Raw genomic sequence first — 20,837 nt, forward strand, 5'->3', positions numbered from 1 at the left:
GCACAGCGTGCCAGAGTGCAGCCAGGTCCGGCTGGACCTCAATGACGTTGCAAGGGAATTGTCAGCGACCCCCGGCTGCGTTCTTGAACATGTCTACGCGCCTAGAACGAATAAATCTGGACATAGCGGCGTGCTCTTCGTCAGAGGGGCATCGGCAAAGGCCGCGGGAACCGGCGTACTGGCCGCGGTCCGGCGAGCGCTCGCCGGCCACCACCTGGGCGCTGAGCTGGTGACTTCCACCGATCAGCGGTCCGCGGGCATGTGCGACGCGACAATCCGGGTAGCGCCCCTGCCGGGGACCGGTGTTGCCACCGAGCAGTGAGCCGACCAAATAGGACGAAAAGGGGTTCAGTTCCCGAGTGGCACCATGTGGCCAGGGCAACTTAAGGCCATGGGAATCCCTTGAGCGGGCACTGCACACTGTGTCACCTTGGCTGAGCAACGGGGAGATGAATACAAGGGAAACACGATTTCCGGCGGACTCCTTTTCCCGTGGTGCACACATCCCATCCCACATTGTGTACTGCTGAAGAGGACCCCATGCCTACGCGCCTTCTCACCTCGATCGCCTGCTCCGTGGCGGCCCTTGCCGCCCTGGTGGTGACCGCCTCGGCGCAGCAGCTCGCCACGTCGGCGGTCCGCGCGGACTCGCCCTCGACCCAGTCGGCTCTCGCCGGCAGCTGGGGCTGGGACTAGCCGTCTCCGACCCCGGAGCCCGCACCTGACGCCACTCAGTACTCGAGGAACCCCTATGCGCCAAGCCGTCAGCAGCAGCGGATGCCCAGCGCCGAAGTACGGGACCGGCCACGCGAGGCCCGGGCCGGATGGACCGCGGACGCAGTCCGGTCGGCTCTGCCGGGCGTGCCGAGACGACCTCGCGGCCGCCCTCATGGAGCTGCCCCAGCTGTACCGCGAGGTCGAGTACGTCCTGGGTCCCACCATGAACGGTCGCGGTGAACGGGTCAGCGGCAGCCGGAACTCCGAGCTCATGTTCAACGACGAGGCCTCCGCGGTCCGTACGGCGATGCTCGGCGTGCTGGCCTCCTGGGCGGGTGTGGTCACCGAGCTCACGGCGGGCGCCGCACCAGCCCGCGAGGTCGGACCGCTGGCCGCGTTCCTGCTCCCGCACCTGGACGTGCTGGCCGACCATCCGGCCGCCGCCGACCTGGCCGAGGAGATCGGCGCGCTGGTCGTGCAGGCCAGGCGCGTGCTCCAGCCGCCGCAGCCGCGCCGGATCACCCTCGGCCGCTGCCCGCGGGCCGAGTGCGCCAGCCCGCTGGAGGCGCGGATGGGTGACGGCGGCGATGTGCGCTGCCGGTCCGGTCACGCCTGGTCCAGCCGGGAGTGGCTGGCGCTGCGGGGGTCACCGTCCGTGCACGGGGCGGATCCGACACCCGCGGGGCGCAGGCTGCCGACCCGGCTCGCGGCCCAGGCCGCGGGGGTGTCCGAGGCGACCGTCCGCAAATGGGCGAGCCGCGGAAAGCTGACGCGCCACGGAAGTGCGGCACGCGCCGAATACGACATCGACGAACTGATAGTGCTCGCGACCGGCTGAGCCGCACCTTCAACGCATTTCACCAAGCGCCCAAAAGGCCTTGCACGGCATCGAAAGAATGCCATGCAAGGCCCTTTGGGCGTTCCCTCGTATTCCGCGAGGACGACGTCAGGAAATGTTTGACATGGCAGTCCGGAAGTGTCACGCTCTTGGCGGCGGAAGAAGTGTCGGATTTTCCGGCAGCCGACCGGCTCCCCTGATGTGACGCTCCGTCAAGTCTCCCTGGGCAAGCCGGGTCCCTTCCGCATCCCGGGTGCCCGCGGTCGATCCCCGACCGCCGTCCGCGCCCGACCTTGAAGCTTCGTCAGCTCGACGATTGGGCGGGGTCCATGATGATTGACTCGGATGATGTCATCGCGAATTCACTGGAGACGGTCCGCCGTGCCCGGCAGGATTGGGAGGAAAGATCCTGGCCGGCCTCGGCGCGGGCCGCGCACGATGAATTCCTGACGTTCGCGCGCCGGGAGGTCCCCTATTACCGGAACCTTCCCTCGGCCGCCGAGCTGCCGATCGTGGACCGCGCCGTCCACCAGACCGACGGCGGCCGGTTCCGGCCGGCAGCGGCCACCGCCACCGGCGGTCCGGGCTACCGCCTCTCCTCCAGCGGCACCACTGGTCGGCCGCTGGAGGTCACGCTGGACGACGCCGCCTGGTACGCCGTCAACTACCACTTCTTCGCGCAGATCCGGGACCTCGCCGGCCTGCCGCCCGAGACCTTCCGGCGCGGTGTGCCCGCCGTGCTGTTCGTCAGCAACAAGCCGGGCCGGCCCAGCTTCGTCCGGCCCCTGCCGTCGCTGGACAACGGGCTCTACCTGCGCCTGCAGCTCCCCGAGTCCGGGCAGGACACCCTCGCGCTCCTCCAGAAGTTCCAGGCCCCCGTGCTGTACGGCAAGCCGACCTACCTGCTCGATCTGCGGGCAGCGCTGCTCGGCCAGGGCGCCGAGCGGGCACCCTGGCAGCCGGAGCTGCTCCTGGTCAGCGGGGAGCCGCTGCATCCGGACGACCGCGCGCGGCTCACCAGCTACTTCGGCGCGCCTGTGGTGGACGCGCTGGCCTCCACGGAGGGCGGCCTGATTGCCGCAACCGAGCCGGACGGTGCGACGTACCGCGTGTTCGGCGAGAACGTGCGGCTCGAGGTGCTCGACGCGACCGGACAGGTCGACGAGAACGGCCGAGGTGAGCTGGTGCTCACCAACCTGGCCAACCGGAGCACGGTCTTCGCCCGCTACCGCACCGGCGACCACGCCGAGTTGGCGACCGCCGCGGACGGCACTCAACGGCTGCTGCGGCTGCACGGCCGGGAACCGGAGACGGTCCGGTTCCGCACGGCGGAGCTCTCCGCAGACGAGGTGACCCGGGCCATCGGCTTCCTCCCCGGCCTCGCCGACTTCCAGTTCGTGCTGGGCGAGCGGGACCGGACCCTGCTTCGCTGGTCCGCGGAAGCCTCCTGCACCGACCCCGGCGTGCCGGCGGCCGCCCTGCGCGAGGCCGTTGCGGGCCTGCTCCCCGCAGAGGACCCGGAACTGGAGCAGTGCGCCCGCATCACCCCGCCCGGCGGGAAGAAGCGACGTTTCCTGCTCTGACCGCGCTCACCTCAATCACGGAGTTTCCGATGACGCTTGACCTGACCTGGACCGGCAACCAATTCCTGGACCCGCGCGAGCAGACCCAGCAGATGCTGTCGGCCACCGAATCCATCGACATCACCAACAAGGACGAAGTCTGGGGCGAGAGCGTCGCCGCCGCCGCGGCCGCCCACTTCGGCGTGCCCGAGAAGTTCGTGCGGGTCGGCGCAGGGGCCACCCAGCTCATCGACACCCTGCTGCGCAGCGCCTATCAGGGCCTCGTCGTCGACGTCACCCCGAACTTCCACCTCACCGCCACCGTCTCCCGCCAGCAGGGCTGGGAGTACCAGAGCGTCCCGGTGCGCGAGCCCGGTGAACTCCTCCCGGCCCTCGAGCCGTACCTGGACCGGCCCGAGGCCATCCTCGTGCTCTGTTCGCCGCGCAATCCGCTCGGCTACCAGTTCGACCTGCGGGACATCGCCACGCTGCTGGAGCGCGCCCAGGGCTTGGTGATCCTGGACGAGGTCTACGCCGACTTCGCGCCGGACTCAGCGCTGCGGCTGGTGTCGCAATACCCCAACCTCGTGGTGATGCGGACCTTCTCCAAAGCCTGGGGGCTGGCGAACCTGCGGATCGGTTTCGCGGTCTCCCAGGTCTTCGCCCGGGAGGACTTCCGCTTCTGGCTGATGCCCAACAGCATCTCCGGTGTCGCCCAGCGCACCGCCCTGCGGCTGCTGGCACAGCCTGAGGCCGTGGACGCGAGCATCCGGCGGGCGGTCGAGTCCCGCCAGACCCTGGTGGCGGGCCTGGCGAAAGTCGAGGGGCTGCGGATCTGGGCCTCGGACGCCAACTACATCTGCCTGGAGAGCCCGCACGCGGAGCGGATGGTCGCGGAGCTGCTCGCCGTCGGCTACCGCACCAGGCTGCTGCACGACCTCAAGGGCTACCCGCAGGAGTGGCCGATCGGGGTGCGGATCACCGTCCCGCAGGAGTCCGAGATCGACGCCGTGGTGGACTGCGTCGCCCGCGTGCACGCGGCAGCGGGCGACCGGGCCGCCTCGAATCCGTGAGCGGGTCCGGCGAGGTCAACGGACCGCCGTCGCTGAGTGCCGACGGCAGGCTCGCCGGGTGGCTGTCCAGTGGCTCCGCGGCTCCCCACCTGGTGCTGTACGACGTGGCCGCGCGGCGGGAGTTGAGCCGCACGGGCGTCGGGGCGGCGCGCTGCCGGGCCTTCACCTGGACGCACCTTCCCGGCATCGGCCTGGCCGTGGCCGACTCGGACGGGTCCGAGAACTGGACGCTCTACCGGGTGCGGGTCGAGACGGGCGAGTGGACGCCGCTCGGTGACGGCTCGGCCGAACGGATGCAGATCGCCGGGCTCTCCGAGCAGCGGCCCGAGGAGGTGCTGGTCTCGGCCGCCGGCCGCGAGCCGGGCTCCCGCGACTACCTGCTGGTCTCGCTGCACACCGGCCGGGCGACACCGGTCCTGCGCGGCTCCGACCACGCCGCCGTGTACTTCGATCGTGCGCTGCGGCCGCGGCTGGCCGAGACCGTGCTGCCGGACGGCGCCCGCGAGCTGCGGCACGTCCCGCAGCAGCCCGACACCACGGACGGCGGCCTCTTCCTGCGCATCCCGCACGAGGACGCGCTCACCGTGCGCTTCGTGCGCTTCGGCGACGACGGTGCCAGCCTCTTCCTGGTGCTGCCGGACGGGCCCGCAGGCGTACAGCTGGCCGAGCTGGGCTGCCGGCCCGGCGCACCGGTCGGCACCCCGCGGACCGTGCACCGGGTCAGCGGTGGGGACTTCGGCGGGCTGCTGTTCGCCGCGGACACCGGCCGACCGGACTTCCTGCACGTCGAGCGGGCGCAGCCGAGCTGCGTCCCGCTGGACGAGCGGTGGGCGCCGACGATCGAGCGACTGCGCACCGCACTCGGCACCGAACCGGCGGTCCTGGAGCGCCGGGGCAACCACTGGTTGGTCGCCGCGCACCGTCCGGAGCGCGATGTGCGGTACGCCGTTCATGACACGGCGACGGGCGAGACCCGGCCGCTCAGCATGGCGCGGCCGGGCCAGGATCCACTGCCGGTCGAGTGCCTGCCCGCCCTGGTGCCGCTGCGGGACGGCGGCCACGCCGTCACCTACGTGACCCGCAGCGAGCAGGCCCGACAGCACAGCGGGCCAGGACCGGCCGTCCTGCTGGTGCACGGCGGGCCGTGGCGGCGCAGCCGCTGGGAGTTCGCCGAGCGGCGGGCCTGGCTGGCCGCGCGGGGCTACACCGTGATCGAGCCCAACTTCCGCGGCTCGACCGGTTTCGGTTCGGCCTGGATCAACGCGGCCGACCGGCAGTGGGGCGCCGCGATGCAGGACGACTTGGAGGACGCGCTGGACTGGGCGGTGGCCGAGGGCCTCGCCGCCCCTGACCGGATCGCCCTGCTGGGCGGGAGCTACGGCGGCTACGCCGTACTCCAGATGGCCGCAACCACTCGACGGGAGCTGCGCTGCGCGGTGGCGACCTCGCCGCTGACCGACCTGGTGCGCTTCGTCGAGGAGCCGCCGACCTTCTGGCGCAGCGCCCTCCCGATGCTGCGGCGCCGGATCGGCGATCCGGCGCTGCCGGAGCAGCGGGCGGCCCTGGCGGCGGCCTCACCGGTCAACCGGCCCGAGGGTTTCCGGTGCCCGGTGCTGCTGGTGCACGGCGCCAACGACAGCCGGGTTCCGGCCGAGATGGCGACGCGGATGTTCATGGCCCTGGCGCAGTCCGACCAGGACGCGACCCTCGCGCTCTTCCCCGACGAGGGCCACGAGGTGGTGACCACCGGCAACCGCCGTGCCCTCGACGCACTGCTGGCCGACTACCTCGCCGACCGGCTGGGGCGGCCCGCGGCGGCGGCGTCGTCGAAGGACGCGGGCCTGCCGGGCGGCACCACCATGAAGCTTTTCGACTCACCCCGCGCCGTCCGCCGGAAGGCGGCCGAGGCGCCGAATTCTGGAGCGGAACATGGCACTTCATCTGACGCACAGTAATGCGCTGCTGCTGCTGACTCCGAAGACGGGCAGCACCTGGATCCGCAAGAAGTTCCGGGAACTCGGCCTCGCCTTCGAGGAGGTGGGCGATCCCGCGATGCGCGAGCACGACCTGCTCGGCGACTTCGACCGCTCGCAGTACAGCTTCGTCGGCGCCTTCGTGCGCGATCCGCTGGAGTGGTACCGCTCGTACTGGTCCTACCGGATGGAGAAGGGCTGGCGTCCGCAGTACCCGTTGGACGAGCACTGCGAGAGCGCCGACTTCGAGACCTTCGTCCGTCGTGCGGTGACGACGCTGCCGGGTGCGCTGGGCAACATCTACACCTCGTACGTCGGGGCGCCCGGTGAGGAGGTCGATTTCATCGGCCGACAGGAGAACCTGCAGGAGGACTTCGCCCGCTTCCTGGAGCTGGTCGGCGAGGAGTTCGACCCCGCGGTGCTCGCCGAGGGCAGCCGGATCAACGCGACGAAGATCCGCCCGGACTACTCGGAGGAGCTCAAGGAGCTGATCACCCTCTCCGAGTGGGATTCCATGGAGCGCTTCGGCTACCTCGCCGACCGGCCCGACCCCATCGGGCTGGCCGAGATGCAGGCCCGCTACCCCGAGGACGCCAACGACATGCGGCTGCTCGCGCTGTGGACCGAGAAGATCCACTGGGCACCGGACGACAAGAAGCGGGAGGCCGGGCGCCCGGTTGCCGCCGAGACCCGGTACGCCCGGGTGAACAGCAACTTCGCGCTGTACGCCGAGCACAAGAAGCAGGACCCGCAGTACGCGGGCGGACGCTACCGCGAGGCACTGCGACTCGACCCGGTGCACCCCCGCACCCTGTGCAACTACGCGCTCTACGTGGAGAAGTACGAGGGCGACACGGAGCAGGCCCGCGCGCTGATGCTGCGTGCGCTGGCCGTCCGGCCGAACCACCCGTACACACTGGGCAAGTTGGCCCAGCTGACCGCCGGCAGGCTGGGCGACCCCGCGCTGGCGGAGGTCCTGTACCGGCAGAGCCTGGCGGCCAATGCCGGCCAGCACGAGCTGCGCGCCGAGTTCGCCAACTTCCTTGCCGGACAGGGCCAGACGGAAGAGGCACTGGCATTGCTCGGCCCGCAGGCCGAGAGCCCGGACGCCGACCGCCTGACGCTGCTCACGCATGCCTCGCTACTGGCCCGCTCGGGCCGCCTCGGGCAGGCCCGGGACTTCCAGCGGCGTGCGGCAGACGCGGCGGCCTCCGCCGCCTAGCGCTGTCGGGTCCACCCACGATCACTGCCCAGGAGGCGACAACGATGTACACAGAGAACCCGCTGGCCAAGGTCATCCAGGACGAGCACGTGTCAGGTGCCGACAAGTCGGTCGAGGAGATCGCGGCCGAGGCGCGCGAGGCGATGGCGGAGAACCGGATCTGCCTGGTCCGCGACTTTCCGCTCGACCCCGACCGCTACCTCGACTTCCTCGGCCGCTTCGGCGAGCCGCTGAGCAACTACTCCTCGCTCAGCGCGCTGGCGAAGACCGACCCGCACCCGCAGATCAACCGGGTCAAGTACAAGAAGAAGGCCGAGGGCGCCCAGTCGGTGCACTACGTCGCAGGCGGGCTGCGGCCGCACTCGGCGCGCTCCTGGCGCTCGCCGCGGCCCTCGCACTTCGCGATGCTGATGGTCGAGCCGGGCTGGCGCGAGGTGCCGGCCGGCGAGCGCGGCGAGTCCGTCGTGCTCAGCTGGTACGACCTGTTCAACCGGCTGGCGGAGCGCGACGGCGAGGTCTTCGAGGAGCACTTCACCCGGCTGTCGGGCACGCCGATCACCTTCGAGGCGAACAACGTCCGCGAGGAGCTCAGCAACCTGCCGGTGCTCTACCCGCTGGCGGACTCCCGCGGCCGCTACGACGTCGGTGTCCGGCTCAAGCAGGACCTGCGGGAAAAGATCGTGGGCATCAAGGACCAGATCCCCGAGTTCGAGGCTTACCAGAAGTCGCTCGACTACCTGCTGGCGGCCAGCGCCGAGGAGCAGTTCTTCGCCTGCTTCCCGTTGCAGAGCGGCGATCTGCTGCTGCTCGACAACCACCGCTTCGCGCACGGCCGCCTGAAGATCGTCGGGGAGTACCTCGTCGACGGCGAGACACGGACGAACAATCGTGAGCTGTGGAGCGTCACGGTTCACTGACGACTTGTCAGTACATCTGGAAAACAAGGAGATCGACAACGTGAACAGTACTTCTGACAATTCGTCGGTCGGTGGCGAGCAGGCCGACCTGGTCGCGGTCTGCGCCGAGCTCCAGGGTGAGCTCGACGCCCTCATCGGCGGGTCGGGCAACGCCGCCGCCCAGTCGCTGGACACCGCCGTGGCCTCCCTCAAGGAGGTCGAGCAGCGGAACGTCTCGTCGGTGCAGCTGGTGGCGCTCGCCCACCGCTGAATCCGCACAGGTTTCCGCAGGGAATCGTGCGCCCCGTAACACCTGCAGTGCCCCGAATGCAGCTGAGTCACCAGAGGAAGTCAGATCCGCCATGTCACTCACCGGAAAGCATATTCTCTCCAGCGATCTCTTCGACCGCCGGCAACTGGAGCAGCTCTTCGAACTCGCGGAGGTGCTGACGCCGGTGGCGCGCGGTCGACAGGTCACCCGAGTCCTTGAGAGTGCGGTGATGGCGAGTCTCTTCTTCGAGGCGAGCACCCGGACCCGGCTCAGCTGCGAGTCCGCTTTCCTGCGCCTGGGCGGCGGAGTGACGAGCACCACCGGCGCCGAGATCATGTCGATCTCCAAGGGCGAATCGCTGGCCGACACCAGCCGCGTGGTCAGCGGCTACTGCGACCTGGTCGTGATGCGCCACCCCGAGGTGAGCGCCGTGCACGAGTTCGCCGCGGCCACCAACATCCCAGTGATCAACGGTGGCAACGGCGCCGGCGAACACCCGACCCAGGCGCTGCTCGACTTGTTCACCCTGCACCGGGAGTTCGCGCGGATCGGCAGCACCATCGACGGCCGCCGGATCGCCCTGGTCGGCGATCTGCGGCACGGCCGCACGGTGCACTCGCTGATCAAGCTGCTCTCCCGCTTCGAAGGCCTGACCATCGTCTGCGTCGCCCCCGAGTCCCTCGGGATGCCCGCGGAGCTGCTGGAGCTGGCCGAGCGCCGGGGCCACCGGATCGAGCAGAGCAACCAGCCGCAGACCGGCCTGAAGGGCGCCGACCTGGTCTACACGACACGGCTGCAGACCGAGCGGTTCGCGGACAAGCCGGTGCCGTACAGCGACGACTTCCGCATCGACAAGGCGCTGGTGAGCCAGGTGTGCGGCCCGGACACGGTGATCATGCACCCGCTGCCGCGCGACGGTCGTCCGGGCTCCAACGACCTGGCGACGGATCTCAACGGCGACCCGCGGCTGGCGATCTTCCGGCAGACCGACGCCGGCATCCCGATGCGGATGGCGCTGTTCGCCTCGGTGCTCGGCGTGGCCGACGCGGTCGCCGGCTCGCTCCGTCCGGCGACCTGGTACCGCCCGGACTACACCGGGCCGGACGACGCCCCGTTCTACAGGAACGTCGCTTCCTGAGAACTCCACAGAACTGCTGAGCGCCTGAACAGCAAGGAATGGAATGAGAGTTGCAACAAAAGCGGGGCTCCCCGGCGGAGACTTCTCCGCGTACCGGAACCCACTCGTTTCGGCCACGATGGCGAGCACCTTCTCCCTGAAGCTGGTCTCCTTCCTCTGCATACCGTTCATGACGATCTACCTGAGCCGGAACATCGATGCCCCGCCGTACGTCATCGGCATCATCGTCGGGCTCAGCCAGCTCGGCTCGCTCACCGCGGGATTCTTCAGCGGGGTGCTCGCCGACCGGGTCGGCAAGCGGCTGGTGCTGCTGGTGGGGCTGTTCGGAAGCGCCCTGGTCTTCCTCCTGTTCTTCCTGACGGCGACCTTCCTGACGGGTTCTCCGGCATTCCCGGTGGCGTTCGGCCTGCTGAATGCCTGCTACGGGGTCATGTCAGCGATCTTCTGGCCGGTCACCCAGGTCCTGATGGCCGACAGCCTGCCGAAGGAGCGCCGGGCCGCGCTCTTCCGGCACCGCTATGTGCTGACCAACTTCGCGGTGGGCATCGGCCCGCCGGTCGGCGCCTTCCTGGGCGTATCCTCCGCCCGAGCGGCCTTCGTCATCTCGGGCTGCTCGTATCTCGCCTTCGCGTCGGCCTTCTGGTGGCTCACCCGTGGCACCGCGTTCGGCCTGTCCGACCAGCCGTCCGAGCGGCGCAGTTTCACCGGCGCGATCAAGGTGCTCGGCGGTGACCGGGTGTTCCGGGGCCTGACGATCTCGATGATCCTGTTCTCGCTGGCGTACTGCCAGATCGAGTCGAATCTCTCCAGGATCATCAACCTCGGCTTCGCCGACGGGGTGCGGTTCTTCTCCGTGCTGCTCACCGTGAACGCGGTCGCGGTCATCGTCCTGCAACCGCCGGCCACCGCGATCTCGAAGCGGCTCAGCCCGCGCCGCACGATCCTCCTGGGCAACGCGCTGTTCGCGGTGGTCTGCCTGCTCTTCTCGCTCGTGCAGTTCGGCAAGACCGGCCTGGTCGCGCTGATCGTCCTGGTCAGCATGGCCGAGGTGCTGGTCGTCCCCACCGTCAGCGTGCTGGTCGACGAGCTCGCGCCGCCCGACCTGCGCGCCACGTACTTCGGCGCCGCCACGCTGCGCAACCTCGGCCTCGGGGTGGGACCGGCGGCAGGCGGCCTGGTGCTGGCCTCCTTCGACCGCGAGCTTCTCTTCGTCTTCATGGGCTTGTGCGGCGTGGCCGCCTGGGCCGTCGTTCACTTCACCCTCAGGGAGAACACCGGTGCGGATACTGGTCCTTCACCAGAACTTGTTTGACCGGCTCGGCTACGAGCAGGCCATCGACCACTCGGTCCACGAGGTCGCCTACGCGGGTGCCCGTGAGTACCTCGACAACATCCCGGACCACATCCGCTGCGAGAAGTTCGAGTGGGATCCGGCGCTTCCGGTCGCGGACCAGCTGCGCCCCTGGCTCGCCGGTCAGCCCCCGTACGACCGGATCATCGCCCGGCACGAGCTGCTCATCACGCCTGCCGCGGAGCTGCGGGCCGAGTTCGGCGTCCCGGGCATGCAGCCGCAGACCGCGCGCAACTTCCGCGACAAGGTCGCGATGAAGCACACGCTGGCCACAGCCGGGTTCCGGGTCCCGCAGTACCTGGCGGCCGACTCCCTCGACCCGGTCGGCGGCGCAACCGCACCGTGGCAGGGCAGGACCATCGTCAAACCGCGGGACGAGGGCGGAAGCCAGGGCGTGCGGCTCTTCGAGACCGTCGAGGAGGCATCCGACTTCATCCGTGCCCGCAGCCAGCAGGAAGGCGCCGGGTTCACGGCACGCTACGAGCTCGAGGAGTACGTCGAGGGCCCGATCTGGCACATCGACGGCTTCCTCTTCGAGGGCGAGGCCGTCGTCGTCCAGCCGTCCCGGTACATCGGGACACCGCTGCGCTTCGAGAACGGTGAGCCGAACGGCACGGTCCAGATCGACGACCCGGAACTGGCCGAGTGGGCCGTCGCGTGTGTCCGGGCGCTCGGCGGCGAGTCGCTCACCTTCCACCTGGAAGCGATCATGACCGCGGACGGCCCGGTCTTCATGGAGGTGGCGGCGCGCTGCGGCGGCGGCTACATCGTGCGCACCACCGAACTGCGCACCGGCGCCTACCTGCACACGCTCGACATGGCCTCGGACATCGAGGGCGAGCTGGCCACCCGGTTCATCGCCCCCGCCCGCACCGACCTGGGCTACGGCTTCTTCGTCTTCCCGGGCCACGTGTACGGCGGCGCCGAGGTCACCGTCCAGGTGCCCGACGGCCTGCTGGACGACCCGATAGTGCTGAGCCACCGGATGGCCACACCCGGCACAGCCACGCGGCTGAAGCACTCGTACCGGCCGGAGCACCTTCCGCTCTCCGGCGTGGTCGCGGGCACCGACCCGGCGGAGCTGGAGCGCTGGATCCGCCGGCTCTTCGACAGCACCACCGTGACCACCACCACCGGGGCCGCGCGCGCAGCGTACGACGGCACGGGCTGCGCCCCCGACGACCACGAGCTGGCCCACCGCCTCGCCGAGCAGGCCGGCGCCCTGCTCCTCGGACTGCGCACCGAGCCCGCCTTCGGTGATCCCGGGGCGCTCAAGGACCTCGGCGATGCCCGCTCGCACGAGTTCCTGGTCGCGCAGCTGGCCGAGCACCGGCCGCTGGACGCCGTGCTCTCCGAGGAGGGCGTGGCCGACCCGGCCCGGCTCACCGCCGACCGGGTGTGGATCGTGGACCCGCTGGACGGCACCCGCGAGTTCGCCGAGGCCGGACGCGTGGACTGGGCCGTCCATGTGGCCCTCTGGTCCCGGGGCCGCCTGGTGGCGGGGGGCGTAGCACTGCCCGCCCAGGACATCACGCTCTCCACGGCCGCCACCCCCGCCACGCCGCCCGCCGCGGCGCGCGAGCTCGGCATCCTCGGCAGCCGTTCCCGGCCGCCGGCCTTCCTCGCGAGGGTCGCCGACCGGGTCGGTGCGGAGCTGGTCGGGATGGGTTCGGCCGGCGCCAAGACCGCGGCGGTGATCCGCGGCCAGGCGCGGGCGTACATCCACGCCGGCGGCCAGTACGAGTGGGACTCGGCGGCGCCGGCCGCGGTGGCGATCGCCGCCGGACTGCACGTCTCCCGCCTGGACGGCAGCCCGCTGCGCTACAACCTGGCCGACCCGTACCTGCCCGACCTGCTGGTCTGCCAGGCCGCCGACGCCCCGGCGCTGCTGGCGGCGATCCAGCAGGAAACGCAGGAGCAGCAGTGACCCACGGCAACACCCCACACGAGCCCGGCGTGACCGAGCGCGGCGCCACGGTCTGGCTGACCGGCCTGCCCAGTGCCGGCAAGACCACGCTGGCCTTCGCGCTGGCCGAGCGGCTGCGTGCCGAGGGCCACCGGGTCGAGGTGCTCGACGGCGACGAGATCCGCGAATTCCTTTCCAAGGGACTGGGGTTCAGCAAGGAGGACCGGCACACCAACGTGACCCGGATCGGCTTCGTCGCCGAGAAGCTGGCCGCCAACGGTGTCAAGGTCCTCGCCCCGGTGATCGCCCCCTACGCCGACTCGCGGGCCGCGGTCCGCGAGCGCCATGCCTCCGAGGGCACCGCCTTCCTGGAGGTGCACGTCGCCACCCCCGTCGAGCTCTGCTCGGAGCGCGACGTCAAGGGCCTGTACGCCAGGCAGGCCGCCGGCGAGATCTCCGGCCTGACCGGCATCGACGACCCCTACGAGGCCCCGGCCGACCCGGAGCTGCGCCTCCAGACCCAGAACCGCACGGTCGCCGAATCGGCCGCCCAACTGCACACACTGCTCACTGAGAAGGGACTGGCGTGACCACCGTGACACCCACCCCCCTGTTCCACCCCACGCATCTGGACGCCCTCGAGGCGGAGTCGGTGCACATCTTCCGCGAGGTGGCGGGGGAGTTCGAGCGTCCGACGATCCTGTTCTCCGGCGGCAAGGACTCCATCGTCATGCTGCACCTGGCGCTCAAGGCCTTCTGGCCGGCTCCGGTGCCGTTCTCGCTGCTGCACGTGGACACCGGCCACAACTTCCCCGAGGTCATCGAGTACCGCGACCGGGTGGTCGCCGAGCACGGTCTGACCCTGCACGTCGCGCACGTCCAGGACTTCATCGACGACGGACGCCTGGTCGAGCGCCCGGACGGCACCCGCAACCCGCTGCAGACCGTGCCACTGCTCGACGCCATCGAGCGCAACCGCTTCGACGCGGTCTTCGGCGGCGGCCGCCGCGACGAGGAGAAGGCCCGCGCCAAGGAGCGCGTCTTCTCCCTGCGCGACGAGTTCGGCGCTTGGGACCCGCGCCGCCAGCGCCCCGAGCTGTGGTCGCTCTACAACGGCAAGCACGCGGTGGGCGAGCACGTCCGGGTCTTCCCGCTCTCCAACTGGACCGAGCTGGACGTCTGGCAGTACATCGAGCGGGAGAAGATCGAGCTCCCCGAGATCTACTACGCGCACGAGCGCGATGTCTTCGCCCGGGGCGGCATGTGGCTGACCGCCGGCGAGTGGGGCGGTCCGAAGGAGCACGAGCCGACCGAGCGCCGCATGATCCGCTACCGCACCGTCGGCGACATGTCCTGCACCGGCGCCGTCGACTCCGACGCCGTCGCGATCGCGGACGTGATCGCCGAGATCGCCGCCAGCCGCCTCACCGAGCGCGGTGCCACCCGGGCCGACGACAAGCTCTCCGAGGCCGCCATGGAAGACCGCAAGCGCGAGGGGTACTTCTAGCCATGACCAGCACCACCGAAGAGCTCACCGCCACCTCGCTGCTTCGCTTCGCCACCGCCGGCTCCGTCGACGACGGCAAGTCAACTCTGGTCGGCCGTCTGCTTCATGACTCCAAGTCAGTTCTCGTCGATCAGCTGGAGGCGGTCAAGCAGGCGTCCCGTCGCCGCGGTCAGGAGAGCCCCGACCTGGCCCTGCTCACCGACGGCCTGCGCGCCGAGCGCGAGCAGGGCATCACCATCGACGTGGCCTATCGCTACTTCGCCACCCCCCGGCGCCGGTTCATCCTCGCCGACACCCCCGGCCACGTGCAGTACACCCGCAACATGGTCACCGGCGCCTCCACCGCCGAGCTCGCCGTCGTGCTGGTCGACGCCCGCAACGGCGTGCTGGAGCAGACCCGTCGGCACGCGGCCGTCGCCGCGCTGCTGCGGGTCCCGCACGTGGTCCTCGCCGTCAACAAGATGGACCTCGTCGGTTACGACGAAGCCGTCTTCGCCCAGATCACCGGGGAGTTCACCGCCTACGCGGCGCGGCTCGGGGTCAATGACATCGTCACGGTGCCGATCTCGGCACTGGCCGGCGACAACGTGGTAGAGCCGTCCACCCACATGGACTGGTACACCGGACCGACCCTGCTGGAGCACCTGGAGACCGTCCGGGTCGACACGGACCCGGCCGACGCGCCCGCCCGCTTCCCGGTGCAGTACGTGATCCGTCCGCAGCGGGGCGAGTTCCACGACTACCGCGGCTACGCGGGCCAGTTGGCCTCCGGGGCGCTGCGCACCGGCGACACCGTCACGGTGCTGCCGTCCGGTCGGACCGGCACCATCAGCGGCATCGACGTCCTGGGCAGGTCGGCTGACATCGCGTCAGTCGGCCAGTCGGTCACCCTGCGCCTCGCAGAGGACCTCGACATCTCGCGCGGCGACCTCCTCGCGGCCGGTCCGCCGCCCCGGCTCACCCAGGACGTCGAGGCGACGGTGTGCCACCTGCACGACCGCCCGCTCAAGGCCGGCGACAAGGTACTGCTCAAGCACACCACCCGGACCGTGCGCGCGGTCGTCAAGGAGATCGCCTGCCGGATCGACATCACCGCGCCGATCGAGGAAGGGGGGCTCGACCAGCACACCGACGTTCAGGAGCTGCGGGTCAACGACATCGGCAAGGTGCTGCTGCGCACCGCCGAGCCACTGGCCCTCGACGACTACCGGGACAACCAGCGCACGGGCTCGTTCCTGCTGATCGATCCGGCCGACGGCACCACCCGCACGGCCGGCATGGTCGGTACCACCGGGCTCGTCACCCCCGACTGGCCACACCATGTCTGATACCGATCTCTTCCGGTTGCTCGTCTCGCTCACGGTGCTGCTGCTCGCCGCACACTTCATGGGCCGGCTCTTCACCCGGTTCCGCCAGCCCCCGGTGATCGGGGAGATCCTTGGCGGCCTCTTCTTCGGGCCCTCGCTCTTCGGCCTGATCGCCCCGCAGGCGCAGGCCTGGCTGTTCCCCAAGGCCGGACCGGCCTTCTCCGGTCTGACGCTGATCTACCAACTGGGCACCCTGCTCCTGATGTTCCTCGCGGGCATCCAGATGCGGGCCGTCTTCTCCCGGCAGGACAGCCGCGCGGTGGGGATCATCGCGGTGGTCGGCATGGTGGTCCCGTTCGGCTGCGGGCTGTTCCTCGTCCGGGCGGTCGACCTCTCCACGTTCATGGGCCGGGCAGGAGACAGGACGGCGCTGATGCTGGTCATCGCCTGCGCGGTGGCGATCACCAGCATCCCGGTGATCTCACGGATCATGATGGACCTCGGCATCGCCGACACGGCCTTCGCCCGGGTGGTGCTCTCGGTCGCCGTCCTGGAGGACATCGTCCTCAACGTGGTGATCGCGATCACCCTCGGCATGGTCGCCCACGGCAGGCAGGACACCTTCGGGGCCTCGGCCCTGCTCGGTGTCGGCTCCGGTTACGGCTCCGCCGCGTACCACGCGCTGGTCTCGGTCGTCTTCTTCGGCCTGGTGGCCACGGTGGGCACCGTCGTCCGCAGGATCCTCGCCGTCGGCCCGCGGGCCAAGGACGAGGACCGGCCCACCAGCCGGATCGCGGTCCAGCTCTCGCTGGTCCTCGCGGCGGCGGGCAGCTGCCTCTTCCTCGGCATCACACCGATGTACGGCGCCTTCGTCGTCGGCCTGATGGCCGGCTGGGGGCGCCCGCCGGGGGCCGCGGGAAGCGAGCCGGCCAAGGCCATCAGCGGCTTCGCGACCGGGTTCTTCATCCCGGTCTACTTCGCCGTCGTCGGCCTGAAGCTGGACCTCGTCCACTCCTTCGCGCCGCTGTTCACACTGCTCTTCATCGTGTTCGCCTGCGTGGTCAAAGCGGCGAGCGTGTACGCGGGTGCCCGCTGGGCGCGGCGCTCGCCCGCCGACTCGGTGAACCTGGCCGTCGCGATGAACGCCCGCGGCGGACCGGGGATCGTGCTGGCCACGCTCTCGTACGACGCGGGCATCATCAGCGCGACCCTCTTCACCACCCTCGTCCTCACCGCCGTCATCACCTCGCTGATGGCCGGTTCGTGGCTGGAGCACGCGATCGACCGCGGCCTCCTCTCCCGTACGACCCTCCCTGGCCCGCCCGTCGCCGATCGGCGGCCCGAACCGGTCGAGGTGGGCTCCTGATGGACACCGTCTGCACCTGCCTGCCGGGTGCCACCCTGTGGCTCGACGGCCCCGCACGGCACGCGATGGCCGAGGACCTCGCGATGCGGCTGCGCGCCGACCAGCACCGCCGGGTGGAGGTGCTCGACGCCGAGGACGCGGGTGTCCCTTGCGAGCACCCGCACGCGGCCGCCGAACGGATCGGCCTGGTGGCCGAGATCCTCGCCCGCAACGGGATCCTCGCGGTCGTGCTGTCCGCCGCCGGCCCGACGGAGCGGGATGCGGCCCGAGCCCGCCACCAGCGCGCGGGCACTGCCTTCCTGGAGCTGCCCGCGGCCGGCCCCGGCATCCCGGCCCCGTCCGCCGACGCACTGCTGGCACTACTTGCGGAGCACGGCCTGGTCCTGGCCGACTGACCTTCCGCCACCCGAACTCTGCGTTATTTTCCGGGAGTTGATACCATGTTCGAGAACCTGACGCTCGACTGCACCGGCCTGACGCCGGATCAGATCGAGCAGGCCACCATCGCCTCGGTCGCCGAGCACCGGCTCGCCTACCTGCGCAACTTCCCGCTCGATGTCGACCAGTACATCGGCCTGCTGTCGCGGCTCGGCGAGCTGTGCCCCAACTACGCGGCCGGCTCGACCAACGCGGCCTACGCTCTGCACCCCGCGATCAACATCGTGCGCTGCCGCGCCCCGCAGTCCGAGGGGGTCGAGCGCGTCCAGGAGAAGTCCGGCTCGCTGCCGATGCACTCGGGGCGCTCCTTCGCCCGCCGCCGCCCGCTGCACCTGGCCATGCTGATGGCCGACGCGGGCTGGCAGGACTTCGAGCGCGGCTTCAACGGCGAGTCCCTGATCGTGCGTTGGGGGGACGTGCTGCGCGAGATGCGGGTCCGCTACCCCGAGCACTGGGTCGAGGACCTGCGCGTGCTGACCGGCTACGCGATGAGCTTCCCCGCCTCGCACCTGGACGAGGACCCGTCCGAGCTGCCCTTCCTGTACGTCCCGGGCACCCCGCGGCGCACCCCGGCCCTGGACGACTACGCCGCCCGCCTGCCGCAGGACGTCGGCCGACTGCACAAGGCCGCCGAATCCATCAAGGGCGGGGAGCGCTGGTTCGAGGCGGTCGACCGCTTCAAGGACACGGCCAACGACCCCGCGGTCCAGCAGGTGTACGTGATGGCCGCCGGTGACGTCGTGGTGATCGACAACGACCGCTACGGCCACGGCCGCCAGGAGGTGGTGGCGGTGCGCACGGACGCCGACGGAGCCCAGTCGGTGAATCCGCGCGCCATCTGGAGCGTCAACATCGAATAACCGCGCCTGCCTCCGACAACACATCAACACTCTTATCTGGAACGGGTCATGAGCACAGTCATCGCGAGTTGTACGCGTGGAGCGCAGGCGCTCCCCGAGCGGCTGACGGCCGTCGAAGGCACTGGGCGGGCGGGCGATCTGGTCATCGCCCGGGTCGTGAAGGTGGGCGCCTATCGGGCGGTCGAGAACACCCACGGCCGGGACGTCCGGATCCGGGTCGGCGACGAGATCGTCGGCGTGCTGGGCGACCGCCACTCCACCACCTCGATCTACGGCGGGCTGCCCGAGGGCGGCCTGGCCGTCAAGGCCGGCACTCCCGCGGACCTGATGGCCGTCGGCGGCGTCATCGGCATCGCGGCCTCCTCCCCGGCCTCGCTCGGCACCGCGACCGCCCTGGAACTCGTGGGCCTGGCCGCCGACGAGGCCGGCCGGGTGGTGCGCCTTGAGACGCAGTCCGCACCCTCGGTCGCCGACACCCCCGTGGTGTTCATCGGCGGCACCGCCGCCGAGGTCGGCAAGACCACCTTCGCCGCGGCCCTGGTCAACCACCTGGCCACCCGACACGGCATGCGGGTGGGTGTCACGAAGCTGGCCGGCACCGGCCGGCTGCGCGACCTGCTCACCCTCGCGGACGCCGGCGCGCACTGCGCCGCCGACTTTGTCGACGCGGGCCTGGCCACCACCTACGGCCACTCGGCCGAGGCCGTGGTCGGCGCCGCCCGGCATCTGGTGGGCCGGCTGACCGAGGAGGGCGCGGAGATCATCATCGCCGAGCTCGGCGGCGACCTGTGGGGTGCGGGCATCCCGAACATCCTGCGCGACCCCGGCCTGGTCGCCGCGGCCCGCGCGCTGGTCCTGGTGCCCTCGGACACCATGGCCTCGCTCGGCGCGGACACCTGGCTGGCCCAGAACGACATCACCATCCCGCCGGTGCACGGCGTGCCGCACCGCAACGTGATGGCCGCCCGCGAGCGGGTGGGCCGCGGCATGGGCGTCCAGCTCGTCGACCCGCACAACGAGCAGGACATGACCCGCCTGGTCACCGAGGTCCTGCTCCCCACGCTCACCCGCACCGCGCCGGCAGGTGCCTGATGGCCCATCTGGTCCTCCTGCTGGGCGCCGGGGGCATCTCGCCGGACGCCGCCCTGACGGCGGCCGCCGCGGTGACCTCCGAGGTCAGCGTCGCCTGGTTCGAGGGCGCCACCCCGGCCGCCGCGGTCGAGCAGCTGCGGGCCCAGTGGAGCGGCTCCTTCGACGGCGAGTGGCTGGCCACCGCTGACCACCTGCGCATCCCCGACCTGCTGGTGGACCTCCACACCCGTCGGCCCGTGCACGGCGTGGTCACCTTCAGCGAGGCGCTGATCGTGGTCCAGGCCGAGGCCCAGCAGCGCCTCGGCCTGCCCGGCAACCCGCCGCAGACGGTCCGCATCGCCCAGTCGAAGCTCGCGCAGCGCCGTCGCCTGCACGAGGCGGGCGTCGAGAAGATCCGCTTCCACGCGATCGCCGGCGAGGCGGACGTGCCGGCGGCGATCGCCGAGGTGGGCTTCCCCGCCGTGCTGAAGCCGGTGCACGGCGCCGCCAGCTTCCTGGTGAGCAAGGTGCGCGACGAGGGCGAGCTGCGCGGACGGCTGCGCGAGGCCGTGGTGGCCTACCGCCAGTCCCCGCTCTTCGACCCGGAGCCGCTCTTCGTCCTGGAGCAGCTGCTGGTGGGCGACCGCTGGTACGAGGAGGACGGGTTCGGCGACTACATCAGTGTCGAGTCGCTGGTCGAGGACGGCCGCGTCACACACGTGGGCATCACCGACAAGCTCCCGCAGCACGGCTTCGTGGAGACCGGCCACGTGGTCCCCACCTCGCTGCCCGCCGACCGGCAGCGTCAGGTGCTCGACCACGCCACCCGGGTCGTCGAGGCCATGGGCATCCGCTGGGGCGCCACCCACCTGGAGCTCAAGCTCACCCCGGACGGCCCGGCCTGCATCGAGCTCAACGCCCGGCTGGGCGGCCCGATGGGCCACCTGCTCCGGGCCTGCAGCGGGACCGACATCGAGGCCGACATCATGCGCCTGGCACTCGGCCGCCCCACCGAGGGCGACTACCGCAGCGTCAGGTTCGCGCTGCACCGCACGGTGCCGCCGCCCGCGCAGGCCGCGACACTGGTCCGCCAGACCGCCCGCGAGGAGCTGCTCGCACGCTTCCCGGAGCTGGTCTTCTGCAAGACCCGCTTCGCCCCCGGCGCCGAGCTGCACCCGGACCGCCCGTACAGCGTCCTGACGTTCCTGGTGACCGGTGACGACGTGCAGTCCTGCCTGGCCACGGCGGAGCGGGTGACGGACGCGTTCCGGGCCGAGTTCGTCTCACCTGTCGACGGCAGTCCCGTCTCCTTCTCGACCGCCCCCCACTGACACCTGTCCG

Annotated in this window: 19 protein-coding genes; all 19 read left to right on the forward strand. The window is 70.8% G+C overall.

Features of this window, described 5'->3' with window-relative positions; translation table 11 throughout:
- The first annotated feature begins 540 nt into the window (after positions 1-540).
- The 19 genes from ASC99_RS38395 to ASC99_RS09865 all read left to right on the forward strand — a co-directional run bounded on the left by ASC99_RS38395 (position 541) and on the right by ASC99_RS09865 (position 20,827).
- On the forward strand, positions 541-696 hold the full coding sequence (locus ASC99_RS38395) for a hypothetical protein (RefSeq protein ID WP_157531457.1): 156 nt from the start codon (positions 541-543) through the stop codon (positions 694-696).
- A 193-nt stretch (positions 697-889) separates the two neighbouring features.
- Positions 890-1,555: a hypothetical protein gene (locus ASC99_RS40290; RefSeq protein WP_235502548.1), complete on the forward strand. Its 666-nt coding sequence runs from the start codon at positions 890-892 to the stop codon at positions 1,553-1,555.
- Between the two features lie 512 nt (positions 1,556-2,067).
- Complete coding sequence (locus ASC99_RS09785) at positions 2,068-3,138, forward strand: hypothetical protein (RefSeq protein ID WP_157531458.1); 1,071 nt, start codon at positions 2,068-2,070, stop codon at positions 3,136-3,138.
- Between the two features lie 29 nt (positions 3,139-3,167).
- Positions 3,168-4,190 carry an aminotransferase class I/II-fold pyridoxal phosphate-dependent enzyme gene (locus ASC99_RS09790; protein WP_057230315.1) on the forward strand — a complete coding sequence of 341 codons (1,023 nt, stop codon included), beginning with the start codon at positions 3,168-3,170 and terminating at the stop codon, positions 4,188-4,190.
- Complete coding sequence (locus ASC99_RS09795) at positions 4,187-6,145, forward strand: S9 family peptidase (RefSeq protein ID WP_057230316.1); 1,959 nt, start codon at positions 4,187-4,189, stop codon at positions 6,143-6,145. Before ASC99_RS09790 ends, ASC99_RS09795 begins: the two co-directional genes overlap by 4 nt.
- Positions 6,120-7,385, forward strand: a complete 1,266-nt coding sequence (locus tag ASC99_RS09800; protein WP_157531459.1) for a hypothetical protein — start codon at positions 6,120-6,122, stop codon at positions 7,383-7,385. Before ASC99_RS09795 ends, ASC99_RS09800 begins: the two co-directional genes overlap by 26 nt.
- A gap of 44 nt (positions 7,386-7,429) precedes the next feature.
- A complete protein-coding gene (locus ASC99_RS09805; protein ID WP_057230318.1) occupies positions 7,430-8,302 on the forward strand; it encodes a TauD/TfdA family dioxygenase in 873 nt (290 codons plus the stop codon).
- Positions 8,303-8,342: 40 nt separating this feature from the next.
- On the forward strand, positions 8,343-8,552 hold the full coding sequence (locus ASC99_RS09810; RefSeq protein WP_057230319.1) for a hypothetical protein: 210 nt from the start codon (positions 8,343-8,345) through the stop codon (positions 8,550-8,552).
- 91 nt (positions 8,553-8,643) lie between these two features.
- On the forward strand, positions 8,644-9,690 hold the full coding sequence (gene pyrB, locus ASC99_RS09815; RefSeq protein WP_057230320.1) for an aspartate carbamoyltransferase: 1,047 nt from the start codon (positions 8,644-8,646) through the stop codon (positions 9,688-9,690).
- Between the two features lie 118 nt (positions 9,691-9,808).
- Positions 9,809-11,002: an MFS transporter gene (locus ASC99_RS09820; protein WP_057230322.1), complete on the forward strand. Its 1,194-nt coding sequence runs from the start codon at positions 9,809-9,811 to the stop codon at positions 11,000-11,002.
- Complete coding sequence (locus ASC99_RS38400) at positions 10,968-12,968, forward strand: inositol monophosphatase family protein (RefSeq protein ID WP_157531460.1); 2,001 nt, start codon at positions 10,968-10,970, stop codon at positions 12,966-12,968. The genes ASC99_RS09820 and ASC99_RS38400 overlap by 35 nt, the downstream gene beginning before the upstream one ends.
- Positions 12,965-13,537 (forward strand): adenylyl-sulfate kinase, encoded by a 573-nt coding sequence (gene cysC, locus ASC99_RS09830; protein ID WP_235502549.1) that lies wholly within the window; start codon positions 12,965-12,967, stop codon positions 13,535-13,537. Before ASC99_RS38400 ends, cysC begins: the two co-directional genes overlap by 4 nt.
- On the forward strand, positions 13,534-14,454 hold the full coding sequence (gene cysD, locus ASC99_RS09835; RefSeq protein WP_057230325.1) for a sulfate adenylyltransferase subunit CysD: 921 nt from the start codon (positions 13,534-13,536) through the stop codon (positions 14,452-14,454). The genes cysC and cysD overlap by 4 nt, the downstream gene beginning before the upstream one ends.
- Positions 14,455-14,456: 2 nt before the next feature.
- Positions 14,457-15,782: a sulfate adenylyltransferase subunit 1 gene (locus ASC99_RS09840; protein WP_057230327.1), complete on the forward strand. Its 1,326-nt coding sequence runs from the start codon at positions 14,457-14,459 to the stop codon at positions 15,780-15,782.
- Positions 15,775-17,127 carry a cation:proton antiporter gene (locus ASC99_RS09845; RefSeq protein WP_057230329.1) on the forward strand — a complete coding sequence of 451 codons (1,353 nt, stop codon included), beginning with the start codon at positions 15,775-15,777 and terminating at the stop codon, positions 17,125-17,127. The genes ASC99_RS09840 and ASC99_RS09845 overlap by 8 nt, the downstream gene beginning before the upstream one ends.
- Positions 17,127-17,522 (forward strand): hypothetical protein, encoded by a 396-nt coding sequence (locus ASC99_RS09850; RefSeq protein ID WP_057230331.1) that lies wholly within the window; start codon positions 17,127-17,129, stop codon positions 17,520-17,522. The genes ASC99_RS09845 and ASC99_RS09850 overlap by 1 nt, the downstream gene beginning before the upstream one ends.
- 45 nt (positions 17,523-17,567) lie before the next feature.
- Positions 17,568-18,425: a TauD/TfdA family dioxygenase gene (locus ASC99_RS09855; RefSeq protein ID WP_057230332.1), complete on the forward strand. Its 858-nt coding sequence runs from the start codon at positions 17,568-17,570 to the stop codon at positions 18,423-18,425.
- A 48-nt stretch (positions 18,426-18,473) separates the two neighbouring features.
- Entirely contained in the window at positions 18,474-19,517 is a 1,044-nt protein-coding gene (locus ASC99_RS09860) for a hypothetical protein (protein ID WP_057230334.1), read from the forward strand.
- Positions 19,517-20,827: an acetyl-CoA carboxylase biotin carboxylase subunit family protein gene (locus ASC99_RS09865; protein WP_057230336.1), complete on the forward strand. Its 1,311-nt coding sequence runs from the start codon at positions 19,517-19,519 to the stop codon at positions 20,825-20,827. Before ASC99_RS09860 ends, ASC99_RS09865 begins: the two co-directional genes overlap by 1 nt.
- Positions 20,828-20,837: the final 10 nt, after the last annotated feature.

Origin of the sequence: Kitasatospora sp. Root107 (assembly GCF_001424875.1) — a bacterium.
In the GTDB taxonomy this organism is placed as follows: Bacteria; Actinomycetota; Actinomycetes; order Streptomycetales; family Streptomycetaceae; genus Kitasatospora.

Bases quoted from the DNA above. Each gene is read 5' to 3' on its own strand.
- ASC99_RS38395 (WP_157531457.1), top strand. From the start codon at position 541: ATGCCTACGCGCCTTCTCACCTCGATCGCCTGCTCCGTGGCGGCCCTT.
- ASC99_RS40290 (WP_235502548.1), top strand. From the start codon at position 890: ATGGAGCTGCCCCAGCTGTACCGCGAGGTCGAGTACGTCCTGGGTCCC.
- ASC99_RS09790 (WP_057230315.1), top strand. From the start codon at position 3,168: ATGACGCTTGACCTGACCTGGACCGGCAACCAATTCCTGGACCCGCGC.
- ASC99_RS09800 (WP_157531459.1), top strand. From the start codon at position 6,120: ATGGCACTTCATCTGACGCACAGTAATGCGCTGCTGCTGCTGACTCCG.
- ASC99_RS09805 (WP_057230318.1), top strand. From the start codon at position 7,430: ATGTACACAGAGAACCCGCTGGCCAAGGTCATCCAGGACGAGCACGTG.
- pyrB (WP_057230320.1), top strand. From the start codon at position 8,644: ATGTCACTCACCGGAAAGCATATTCTCTCCAGCGATCTCTTCGACCGC.
- ASC99_RS09820 (WP_057230322.1), top strand. From the start codon at position 9,809: ATGGCGAGCACCTTCTCCCTGAAGCTGGTCTCCTTCCTCTGCATACCG.
- ASC99_RS09840 (WP_057230327.1), top strand. From the start codon at position 14,457: ATGACCAGCACCACCGAAGAGCTCACCGCCACCTCGCTGCTTCGCTTC.
- ASC99_RS09845 (WP_057230329.1), top strand. From the start codon at position 15,775: ATGTCTGATACCGATCTCTTCCGGTTGCTCGTCTCGCTCACGGTGCTG.
- ASC99_RS09850 (WP_057230331.1), top strand. From the start codon at position 17,127: ATGGACACCGTCTGCACCTGCCTGCCGGGTGCCACCCTGTGGCTCGAC.
- ASC99_RS09855 (WP_057230332.1), top strand. From the start codon at position 17,568: ATGTTCGAGAACCTGACGCTCGACTGCACCGGCCTGACGCCGGATCAG.
- ASC99_RS09860 (WP_057230334.1), top strand. From the start codon at position 18,474: ATGAGCACAGTCATCGCGAGTTGTACGCGTGGAGCGCAGGCGCTCCCC.
- ASC99_RS09865 (WP_057230336.1), top strand. From the start codon at position 19,517: ATGGCCCATCTGGTCCTCCTGCTGGGCGCCGGGGGCATCTCGCCGGAC.